The organism is Lacticaseibacillus baoqingensis (assembly GCF_003946165.1).
Lineage (GTDB): Bacteria > Bacillota > Bacilli > Lactobacillales > Lactobacillaceae > Lacticaseibacillus > Lacticaseibacillus baoqingensis.
Map to the genome: position 1 here is coordinate 1 of NZ_RHOI01000053.1, position 7,071 is coordinate 7,071.

General features: G+C 53.1%; 9 protein-coding genes and 1 pseudogene. 5 read left to right on the forward strand and 5 right to left on the reverse strand.

Annotation, left to right across the window (positions count from 1 at the left end; all coding sequences use genetic code 11):
• From EKM91_RS13285 to EKM91_RS13300, 4 genes are all read left to right on the forward strand, one after another.
• A partial coding sequence (locus EKM91_RS13285; RefSeq protein WP_225419537.1) for a hypothetical protein occupies positions 1-368 on the forward strand: 368 nt, incomplete at its 5' end.
• A 17-nt stretch (positions 369-385) separates the two neighbouring features.
• Positions 386-931, forward strand: a complete 546-nt coding sequence (locus EKM91_RS13290) for a Crp/Fnr family transcriptional regulator (protein ID WP_125754382.1) — start codon at positions 386-388, stop codon at positions 929-931.
• A gap of 69 nt (positions 932-1,000) precedes the next feature.
• Positions 1,001-1,591 carry an NAD(P)H-dependent oxidoreductase gene (locus tag EKM91_RS13295; RefSeq protein ID WP_125754383.1) on the forward strand — a complete coding sequence of 197 codons (591 nt, stop codon included), beginning with the start codon at positions 1,001-1,003 and terminating at the stop codon, positions 1,589-1,591.
• Positions 1,592-1,756: 165 nt separating this feature from the next.
• On the forward strand, positions 1,757-2,650 hold the full coding sequence (locus EKM91_RS13300; protein ID WP_125754384.1) for a PPK2 family polyphosphate kinase: 894 nt from the start codon (positions 1,757-1,759) through the stop codon (positions 2,648-2,650).
• A 50-nt stretch (positions 2,651-2,700) separates the two neighbouring features.
• Here EKM91_RS13300 and EKM91_RS13305 read toward each other — a convergent pair whose 3' ends face one another.
• Entirely contained in the window at positions 2,701-3,225 is a 525-nt protein-coding gene (locus tag EKM91_RS13305) for a GNAT family N-acetyltransferase (protein ID WP_125754385.1), read from the reverse strand.
• 15 nt (positions 3,226-3,240) lie between these two features.
• Complete coding sequence (locus tag EKM91_RS13310; protein WP_125754386.1) at positions 3,241-3,693, reverse strand: MarR family winged helix-turn-helix transcriptional regulator; 453 nt, start codon at positions 3,691-3,693, stop codon at positions 3,241-3,243.
• Positions 3,694-3,842: 149 nt separating this feature from the next.
• On the opposite strand from EKM91_RS13310, the gene EKM91_RS13315 reads away from it, so the two are divergent.
• The gene (locus tag EKM91_RS13315) at positions 3,843-4,340 is read left to right on the forward strand and encodes a methylated-DNA--[protein]-cysteine S-methyltransferase (protein WP_125754387.1); all 498 of its coding nucleotides are present in this window, start codon (positions 3,843-3,845) and stop codon (positions 4,338-4,340) included.
• Positions 4,341-4,366: 26 nt separating this feature from the next.
• Here the strand turns inward: EKM91_RS13315 and EKM91_RS13320 are convergent, their stop codons facing one another.
• The 3 genes and pseudogenes from EKM91_RS13320 to EKM91_RS13330 all read right to left on the reverse strand — a co-directional run bounded on the left by EKM91_RS13320 (position 4,367) and on the right by EKM91_RS13330 (position 6,745).
• On the reverse strand, positions 4,367-4,774 hold the full coding sequence (locus tag EKM91_RS13320; protein ID WP_125754388.1) for a hypothetical protein: 408 nt from the start codon (positions 4,772-4,774) through the stop codon (positions 4,367-4,369).
• Between the two features lie 27 nt (positions 4,775-4,801).
• Positions 4,802-6,301 (reverse strand): annotated as a pseudogene (locus EKM91_RS13325) (flotillin family protein); the annotation flags it as partial.
• Between the two features lie 48 nt (positions 6,302-6,349).
• On the reverse strand, positions 6,350-6,745 hold the full coding sequence (locus tag EKM91_RS13330; RefSeq protein ID WP_125754389.1) for a hypothetical protein: 396 nt from the start codon (positions 6,743-6,745) through the stop codon (positions 6,350-6,352).
• Positions 6,746-7,071 lie beyond the last annotated feature (326 nt).

Here is a 7,071-nt window from a genome sequence, read left to right on the forward strand (position 1 = left end):
AACTCAACTCATCAAAGATAACAGTTCATCTCACGGTGTCGTGCCATGGGGTGGCTAACTTGTTCTTGCAATTTGCGGACTTTTTCGATGACCTGGCCATGACGCAAAAACACAGCTTTTTCATCGAACATTGCGTTAACATCATCGCGGCAATTTTTGCCGGCGCCTTGCAGCCGGCCGCAGGGATGTCGACTACGGCATTTCATTTACAGATCCGCTTTGTGGCTGCGGGCATCGTGCGCGTGTACTTGGATTGGCTCCATGATGGTCAGCCGGTGTCACTGGCCGCATTGACCGCACAGCTGAACGTGATGGTCAACGCGGAATTAGCCGGGATGCCGCCGAAAATGCGGGTGCAAGAAGCGTGATCAAGAAAGGGGAAAGCATGACACTGCAAGACTACTATGACCACTTTAAGCAAATTGGCCACCAAAAAAATGTCGCGCGCAACACCGATCTGTTGCGCGAAGGGGATGTGGCGACCCAGTTGTACTTCGTTGAGCAAGGTGCCGTCCGGATGTGGCATAACGATGATGGCCGCGACATTACCGTGCAATTCTTCTTTGAAGGTCAGGTGGTGTCTTCTTTTGAAAGCTTCTATCTCAAAAAGCCGAGCTTGTTTACGCTCACGACGATCGAACCGACGACTTTGACGGTAGTGGATGGGGCCGCATTACGCCAAGCGCTTGGTGCTGATCCTAAGTTGATGGCGGTTTTTACGGATTATGTCTGTCACCGGTTTATCGACTACACACAGTATTTTCTCAATCGGATCCAAGATTCGCCAGAAGCCCGCTATCGCACCCTTTTGGCTAGCGATCCCAAGCTGGTTGCGCGGGTACCTAAATATGAGCTGGCGACATATCTTGGCATCACGCCGGTGTCATTATCGCGCATTCGCAATCGCGTCAAAAAAGAAGCGCGTCCTTAACATAGGTTAATGTCCCTAGGTGAAATTCTCGTTATGATAGCCTCATCAACAACTTGGAGGTTATCAATTATGACAAAAACAGTGATCGTAACGAGTCATCCATATGACGGCAGCTTTTGCCACGCCTTGATGGCGGCGGCTAAAGCAGGGGCAGAAAAAGCAGGCAATACAGTAGATGTGATCGATCTGGAAGCCGATCATTTCGACCCGGTGATGCATAGTGCTGATCTGATCGGCTTTTTGAAACATAAGGCCCAAGACGCGCAAGCCATTGACTATATCCAACGGGTCAAAGCCGCCGACCATCTGATCTTAGTCTTCCCGATTTGGTGGGAGCTGATGCCGGCGATGATGAAAGGCTTCATCGATAAAGTGGTGTTTCCTGGGGAGACGTTTGACTACAAAAAAGGCGGCACCGGAATGGCATCGAAGCTGGATCGATTGCAGTCGACGACGATCATCACCACGATGAATACCCCGAAGTCCCTATATCGCTGGGTATTCGGCAACGCCATCCAGCGGGCCTTGGTGCGCGGCACCTTCATGAAAATGGGCCTTAAGCACATCAAATGGATGAGCTGCAATATGGTGAAGAAAAGTGCTGACAGCAAGCGTCAACAATGGCTGCAACAAGCCAACCAAATTGGCGCAATGAAGTAAAGAAATGATAACAGGCGGCCTTGTGGCGCCTGTTTTTTTGTCGGCACGACGATGTTTCACGTGAAAACTTGATGGTGCCCATCTGCTTCAGATTCAGAAGAGCCCACTGTGATCGCGGTATAATAGACCTAGCTGGATCGTGCTAGGAAGACAGGAGGGCTTTTGATGAAATTAGACTTAACGCCATTTACTTATGATGGGACCAAGGATTTTCACTTGAAAGATTGGGATACTAACGTGCCCGAGGCGGATCGGGCCCTCACCCGTGACGCAATCAAAGCGGCTATTGCCGAAGATGCCGCCGCCTTGGCCAAGGCGCAAGGAAAGCTTTACGCGCAAAAACGCTACAGTTTGCTGCTGATCTTTCAAGGATTGGACGCAGCGGGTAAAGACGGGATGATCCGGCATGTGATGTCTGGGGTCAATCCTGCCGGCACCACGGTGGTTTCCTTCAAGCAGCCTACTGCCGAAGAACTGGCGCATGATTACTTATGGCGGACGCGGGTGGCATTTCCACCAGCAGGGAACATCACGATCTTTAACCGCTCGCATTATGAAGAAGTGTTGGTGGATCGGGTGCACCCGGAGAATTTGCTGGCAGAGCATTTGCCCGGCATTGATGCTGTCAAAGACGTTACGCCGCAGTTTTGGCTGCGGCGATACAAGGACATTCGGCAGCTGGAGCATTTTGCCAGCCGCAATGGCATCGTCGTGGAAAAATTCTTCTTGCACTTAAGCAAAGACGAACAAAAAAAGCGCTTCTTAGACCGGATCGAACAACCGGATAAAAACTGGAAGTTCTCTGCAGCGGATATCCGCGAGCGCCGTTATTGGGATGATTACCAACAAGCCTATCAAGAGGCCATTGCCCACACCGCCACCAAACGCGCCCCGTGGCACATTATCCCGGCAGACGACAAGTGGTTCGGCCGCTTGGTCGTTTCTAAACTGATCCTGCAAAGCCTGGCCAAGCTGCCGCTGGCCTATCCGGCGGTTTCTGCTGCGCAAAAAGCAGCACTGCATACCGCGCTGGCTGAATTGACCGCAGACCACGCCTAAACGCAAACAAAGCGCCAAGCTATCAAGCTTGGCGCTTTGTTTGCGTTGGTTTATGAGATTGCCGCTTCCATCAGCCAGTCGTGTTGCGGGTCATTGCCCACCACGAAGGCGTGTTCGCCGACTTTATGAAATCCGCGCTGCGCATAAAAGGCCTTGGCAGGTTCGTTATGTTCCCACACGCCTAGTGCAATTGTGGCTTTATGCAGTTTTCGGGCGTATTGCAAGGCGTGTTGGTAAAGTTTGCTGCCTAATCCTTGACGCTTATGCTCTGGCATAATATAGATCCGTTCCAACTCCAAGGCATTTGGCGCATGGACGTCGGCAGTCACGGCTTGGTCGACATTGAGTTTTAAATATCCTGCGGCAACGCCATCGACGGTGATAAACCAAAAAGTCGTCCCAGGCGTTTGCCATTCTTTGGTCAGCTGCGTGGGTGAATAGGCGGTGTCTAAAAATGCCGCCATGTCAGCTGGGGCGGTGTTGGCATTGAAGGTATCAGCGAAAGTGACGCGTGCCAGGTGGACCAAAGTGGGAATCTGATCACGCGCAACCGGGACGATCTGTATTTGTGACATGCAAAATAACTCCTTTTAGTAATGGCGGTGGCCGCCTTTTTTGACGAATTGCCAATCTTGGTCAATATTGGTACACATCTGATCCAATAAGCGTTCCAAAGTTGCCACCTCGTCTGGACTCATGCCTGCCAGCGCTTGATGCAAAGAGTAGTCGTTTTCGCGGCGGATCGGTTGATACGCCGCGATCCCAGCTGCAGTCGGGTATAACTGATTGGCTTTAGCGTTAGCAGGCTGCGGGCGTTTTTCGACGAGCCCTTGGCGGCATAACTTGGCGACGCTGCGCGCAACTGTGGCACGGTCGACTTTGAGCTGGTTGACCAGTTGTTCTTGAATGATGCCAGGCTGCTCGACGATGCGGACTAAGTATAAGTATTGCCCGCGAGTCAGCGCTAAATCGCGAAATTCGATGTTGGCGATGCTGTCTAAGGCGCGCGCCACCACGCCGATGGCCCTTAAGGCATTTGGCATAAGCTCACCTGCTTTTAGGCGTTATTATACGCCGACGTATTGCAATTGCAATATAAAATTCCTAGGTGAATCCAGAAATAAATTCGCGCATCGCGACTTTTGCCGCCGAATATTTGATACACTGTGGGCAAACTCAAGGAGGTGCCGCCATGTTGCAACAAATAACGTATCACTCACCATTAGGGCCGCTGGTTTTGCTTGGTGATGACCAGGCATTATGGGGCGTATGGTTTGCAGATCAACAATACTTTGGTGCTGGGTTTGAACTCGATCAAGTACCAAATGGGGAAAATGCGAGTTTGCAAGCCGGGCAGGCCTGGCTAAAGGCGTATTTTGCCGGCCATGAGCGTCCGCGGCCGGCCCTGCATTTTAGCGGTACCTTATATCGGCAAGCCGTCCAGCGAGCCTTGACGCAGATCCCGCGCGGCACGACCGTCACCTATCAGCAATTAGCCGAGCAAGTTGCGTCCGTAATCGGCCATCCCACGGCAGCGCGGGCGATCGGCGGGGCGGTCGGCCACAATCCTTTGAGTGTGATCGTGCCTTGCCACCGCGTCGTCGGCACCAATGGCAGCTTGACCGGCTATGCCGGCGGGGTGGCGCGCAAACAAGCACTGTTGCAGCTGGAAGGGGCATTGGCGCAATAAAAAAACCAGGCAAGCGCCTGGTTTTTTTATTTGAGTGGACGCCGCGGGGGGCGCAAACGCGTTGCTGGCGGCCGCAAAGGTTTACGGTGCAAGCGGGCGTCGCGTTGTAAGGCGGATTCATGCGGGACCAATAGCGCGCTATGGGCGTCTTGGTCAGCCGTCGTCGGCATTGGCCGCTTAGCGGCGGTTTTTCGGCGCGCTTGCGGCTGCGCAGATTGCTTGGCTGCTGGCGGTTTGCGCGCTGATTTTGGTGCAGCCCCAGGCACTTGTTTGGTGCTGTTTGGCATTTTGCGCGCCCGGCTGTTTTGTTGTTGGGCCTCTTGTTGGTGTTTGCGCCATTGTTTTTGGCGGCGCTTTTCGGCGCTGCTTTTGAAGGCACCGGCTTTTTTCGCGATGCTATAAATGATAATGACGGCAATGATCAGTTCGATCATAGGCTATTCCTCTGAGTCGGTTTTGGCGTCTTTTAAGGCGGCAACGACAGGCTGATTGCCGGCTTGTTGCGTCAGTGCCCCGTTGAGCATGCCGCGGATGTCGATCCCGGCGACTTCATTGAGCATGTCCAGCTGCTTGACTAAGCTGCCATTGGTTTGACCGGTGAGATCGCCATCGCCATACAGTTTGATCGAGTCAACGTTGGCATATGGGCTCATCGCCGCTTCGATGATCTTAGGCATTGCCTCGATGGTCATCTTATAACGTCCGGATTCATCCAATTGCTTAGCAGCTTCGGCTTGTTTGGCGATGGCTTCCGCTTGCGCCAAGCCGACTGCTTTGGTTTTTTCCGCTTCGGCTTTACCAGTGGCAGTAGTGGCAGAGGCTTGCGCTTGCCCGATTTTTTCGGTACGTTCGGCTTCGGCGCTGGCAGCCAGTTTGACTTTGTTGGCTTCCGCTTCTGCGGCTAATTCGACTTGCTTGGCATCAGCGGCAGCGGCCAATTCGACTTGCTTAGCGGATGCTTCAGCTGCGGCGATCTGGGCGGCTTTTTGGGCATCTGCGGCCCGTTGCGCTTTATACAAGTCAGCATCGGCTTGCTTGCGCACCGTCGCGTTCAGTTGCTGTTCTTGCAATTCGGCGTCGCGTTGGGCCAGCTCGATGTCTTTTTCCTTTTGGACTTGCTTGGCTTTCATCTGTTCGACGATCGCCGCTTGATCGGCTTGGGCTTGCGCGATTTCTTGTTGCTTCTTGAAGTCAGCCAGCTTCACTTGCTGTTCGCGCTCCGCATCGGCGACTTGCGTTTGGCGTTCGATTTCTTGCTGCTTAGCTTCTTGGTCAGCTTGCGCCTGTTGGATCCGGGTGTCACGGTTGGCAGCTGCTTCAGCCATTGCCGCGTTTTTCTTCACTTCAGCGATTTGCTTTTTCCCTAAGGAGTCCAAGTAGCCGTTTTTATCGGCGATGTCTTTGATGGTGAAGGAGATGATCTGCAAGCCCATTTTAGCGAGGTCAGAAGAGGCCACGTCTTGGACTTTTTCAGCAAAGGCGTCACGATTTTGGTAAGTATCTTCAACTGTTAAGGTGCCTAAAATAGCGCGCAAGTGGCCTTCAAGGATCTCAGTGGCTTCAGCGTTGATCTGTTCGTCGTTTTTGCCTAAGAATTGCTCAGCCGCAGTGGCGACTTCTTCTTGGCTGGAGCCGATCTTCAAGATGACCGTCCCATTGACGATGATCGGCACCCCTTGTTGGGTATACACTTCCGGCGTGGCGACTTCGATGGTACGCGTGTTCAAGCTCAGTACATCCCAGCGTTGCAGGATCGGCAGGATGAATGAACCGCCGTTGGTGATCAGCTTGACGCGGTTGCCGTTGACATCTCGGAAGCTGTGCTTGCCAGAGATCAAAGCCCCAGAAATGATCAAGACCTCGTTAGGCAAAGCGGTTTTGCGATGGGTTGCGAGAAAAATAAAGATCAAGACCAAGATCACCACGGCGATCAGCCATGAGACGAGTGTGGAAAAGTCCATTAAGTAGTGCCTCCTTATAATGAGCGCCAGCTAATGCAAGCAAGCGCGTTATTGGTGCGGGTTTGCATCGGCGGTGCGCAGACGCTCAACATAGGCAACGCCTTGGCGGATCTCAACGACGACGACAGATTCACCTTGCGCCAAAGCCGGGGCAGTGGCCCATAACTTAGCAGGATAAGTCTGCCGCGCTCGGCCGCCGCCAGTGATCATCACTTCACCGGTGTGGCCGTCAGCTACCGGCAAGGTGAGCGTCCCAGTCAGATATTGGGTATCGCTCATGCTGGTGGAATTTTCTGCTGGGGCAAATAAGCGCTGGACCAAAGCCAGCACGGGCAACAGCAATAGGGTAATAACCGCCCACAAACAAGCTAACAAAATAATCAACCCCACAGCCCCGAACAGCCATTGCAAGGGCCCATTGAGTTGGGTGAACCAAGTGACCATCTGTGCACCTCCTTTCCAAGTGGCCTTGCCACTTCTCTTGATAGTAGCATGTTTATTAGGCGATTCCAGCTCAACTTACGCAAAAATGACACTACTGGCGTGAACTGAAGGCAGTAAGACAGGGGAGAGCCGGGTGTTGATGAAAACGGGCCGTCTATGTACGAAGGCAATTTATGCTCTGCGTAAACGCGCTCACCCAAGCAATGGGGTGGCGGGTAAGTCATCCCGGTCACGTCGCGTACCGCGACGCCCCAGGCTGCCTTACCCACACCCCTAAGTGCGCTTGGGTTCACGCTCTGATTAAACGCGCTCCTAATTGCAACGGT